The organism is Marinagarivorans sp. (assembly GCF_982758155.1).
Map to the genome: position 1 here is coordinate 1,199 of NZ_CEXWTU010000358.1, position 1,940 is coordinate 3,138.

The 1,940-nt window shown below is 50.1% G+C and carries 2 protein-coding genes; one reads left to right on the forward strand and one right to left on the reverse strand.

Features of this window, described 5'->3' with window-relative positions; translation table 11 throughout:
- Window positions 1-1,236, reverse strand: a 1,236-nt coding sequence (priA, locus tag AC3A8L_RS20775) for a replication restart helicase PriA (protein ID WP_487964188.1), incomplete at its 3' end; no start/stop codon positions are given.
- 278 nt (window positions 1,237-1,514) lie between these two features.
- On the opposite strand from priA, the gene rpmE reads away from it, so the two are divergent.
- Window positions 1,515-1,727 (forward strand): 50S ribosomal protein L31, encoded by a 213-nt coding sequence (rpmE, locus tag AC3A8L_RS20780; RefSeq protein WP_487964189.1) that lies wholly within the window; start codon window positions 1,515-1,517, stop codon window positions 1,725-1,727.
- Window positions 1,728-1,940 lie beyond the last annotated feature (213 nt).

Here is a 1,940-nt window from a genome sequence, read left to right on the forward strand (position 1 = left end):
TTGTGCAATACCCGCATGTTGCGTTTGCTTACGCATATCCAGCAGTTGTAGTTCGGGGGTTGAAGCGTTGCCTGCACGCTGGGTGATACGTAGATGTTGGTAGCGCTGTTGCAATGCGTTATGGAGTGATTCAAGCGACGGTGTCGCCGAGCCTAGCAGCAGGGGAATATTATTTTTTTGCGCGCGTACAATGGCGAGATCGCGTGCAGAGTAGCGCAGGCCATCTTGTTGCTTAAACGAGAGGTCGTGCTCTTCATCCACAATAATAATGCCAAGCTTCGGCAGTGGTGCAAAAACAGCAAGGCGAGTACCTATAACAATGCGAGCTTGGCCGCTAAATGCAGCGTGCCAATTTTCGAGCCGTGCTCCTTTTGCGACGTTGGAGTGAAGCTGTGTAATAGGTACGGCAAAACGCTCTTCAAAACGTGCGACTGTTTGTGGGGTTAAGCCTATTTCGGGCACTAAAACCAACGCTTGTTGGCCTGCTTGCAAAACGCGCGCAATGGCTTGCAGGTATACCTCTGTTTTACCGCTACCGGTAATCCCTTCGAGTAGGTGGCAGCCAAATTTGTGGAACCTTATGGCGTCTAGTGCTTGCTGTTGTTCGGGGTTAAGTGCGCGCGGGGTTTCGTTAAGTACTTGCTGATCGTTAGGGGAGGCATTAGCTTCGGCTTGGAATGTTTCGGCCAAGCCTTTTCTTTGCAGCTGCTTAAGGGCACTTTTGTCGACATGATTGGCTGCTAGTGCTGTGTCGGCGAGTGGAGCCATTTTCAAAAGGGCGTCCCAGGCGGCTTGTTGTTTAGGGCTGCGTTTAAAGTTCTCGCTGTTAAGGCCTTTGCCTTCGGTGGTGAGCTGCCAGTAGGTGATTAGCGGTAACGCGCCATCGCTAGCACGCAATTTTTGCGGCAGGGCGGCCATCATGACTTCGCCTAGGGGGTGTTGGTAGTATTCAGCCGCAAACTGGCACAGGGTAAGAATATCGCCATGGATAAGGGGCTTGGCATCTAGCGCCCTGTGCGCGGGCTTGAGCTTTTCGATGGGGTAGTTAGCGGTGTGGCTCGTTGAGATGAGAATGCCCACTAAGGTCTGGCGGCCAAAGGGAACTTCAATCCGAATACCCGGCAGCAGTGCGCTCGCTTGCGCGGCTGAAAGGTCTGCCGGTGCAAGATACTCAAAGTGGCGAAAGAGTGGGGTGGGCAGGGCGAGTGTTAAAATAGTCGGGCGGTCAGCATTCATAGGTAGTGCTAAGTGGCATTAACAGGTATTGGTCGGTGAATAGGCGGTGGCAAGTATGACATCCATACCGCTTTGCTGCTATTTCTAGGGCGAAGGTTTAGGTTATAGGGCAGCTGTGCGCTTATGCACTAAATTACTTTGCTAGCGGTTTTTTAATCTGATAATATGCGCGCTCGTTTTTCCGCCCAACTCACTTATTGTGCGGTGCTTAGCGGTAACCTTGGCGACTTTAGCTAAGGCAGACTGAGTGGCGGCACATTTAATATAGAGGCAATACCATGCAAGCAGATATCCAACCTAAATACGGCGCTATGAAAGCAACTTGTAGCTGTGGCAACGTGATTGAAACACGCTCTACTTACATTAAAGATTTAACTTTAGATGTATGTTCTGAGTGTCACCCTTTTTACACCGGTAAGCAGAAAAATGCTGACACTGGTGGTCGTATTGATCGCTTCAAGAAGCGTTTTGGTGGTCGTCGCGCAAGCTAATTTTGCCCCGACTCTAAAACCAAAAAGCCGGCATTGCCGGCTTTTTTTATGTCTGAAGAAATTGAAAAGCTTCAAATTCTATCAGTGCTTAATAAAGAGCGTGAAGCATGATTATTGCTTCACGCCTTAGGGGCGAGGTAATAATAGTTTATCCAATCAGGCGAAGAGATCGGCTTTCTTATCGAGGCGCTTAAAGGGGCGCATGCCGGGGCC

Coding starts and splice junctions, on each gene's coding strand:
- rpmE (WP_487964189.1), top strand. CDS start 1,515: ATGCAAGCAGATATCCAACCTAAATACGGCGCTATGAAAGCAACTTGT.